Consider the following 849-nt stretch of genomic DNA (forward strand, 5'->3'; position numbering starts at 1 on the left):
GTACTTCAGGAAATGCGAAACGATCCCACCGTATGTGCATATTGCAATCGGAGACAACTCGGATCCTCACGAGATTGTTGGAATAGCGTATGACTCACTGGATTCGACTGGCCTGCTGGCTCTTCAGAAAATAGAAACATTTTCGGTGAACTCTCAGGTCATGATCAATGGATTTTCGTGGGTGGGAGATCGGGGTAAAGGCCCGGGAACTGGTCTTGCCAGAGGATTCGTGCAAAGGGATTCCACAGTGCTGGGAAGCAACAGGGAAAATGGAGGCAATTCAGGAGCGCCCGGCTTGAACCAATTGGCGGTTCTGATTCAGCCTGGCACACAGCCGAAATGGAAGGAAGCCATCAATGGTCCCTTGTGGACGAACGGCGTTGATGGCGTCTCGGTTCCGTACAGCGTGGTCAGTTCATCGACTTCCATCATCAAAAATGGCGTTTGCACCACTGATTCCGATATCAACAGATGGTCGGCTTTTGGCTTGACTCCCGACAACAAGGTGATTTTCATGTCTTCCACCTCAGGCGGCAGCGCATCTGCCGCAGAGTTGTGCGAGATTTTTCGAGCATTTGGTGCCACCCATGCGCTCCGAATGGATGGAAATTCAGCGGCAGGTATGACCATTGATGGAAGTCGAGTCAACCCATTGAATGGTGTCGACAAGATTCTCTATGACGAATCCAGGTATGTGGCCTACGGATTGGGAATGGCATTCATAAACGGGGCCACACCTCCCGCGACGCCGGTGATTGGCGGACAAAAGTCAATTCCCAGCAATCCTTGCAAGGTGGATCCGACAAGATGCCAGTGATGGTTTGATGCCGTCGATTACCTCGCTCACTC

General features: G+C 51.7%; 1 protein-coding gene. It reads left to right on the top strand.

Features of this window, described 5'->3' with window-relative positions; all coding sequences use genetic code 11:
• Window positions 1-817 (top strand): phosphodiester glycosidase family protein (locus tag AC1D01_RS36890; RefSeq protein ID WP_477874798.1); only part of this gene is annotated, 817 nt, incomplete at its 5' end.
• Between the last annotated feature and the right edge of the window lie 32 nt (window positions 818-849).

The organism is Rhizobacter sp. P3_B12 (assembly GCF_056402895.1).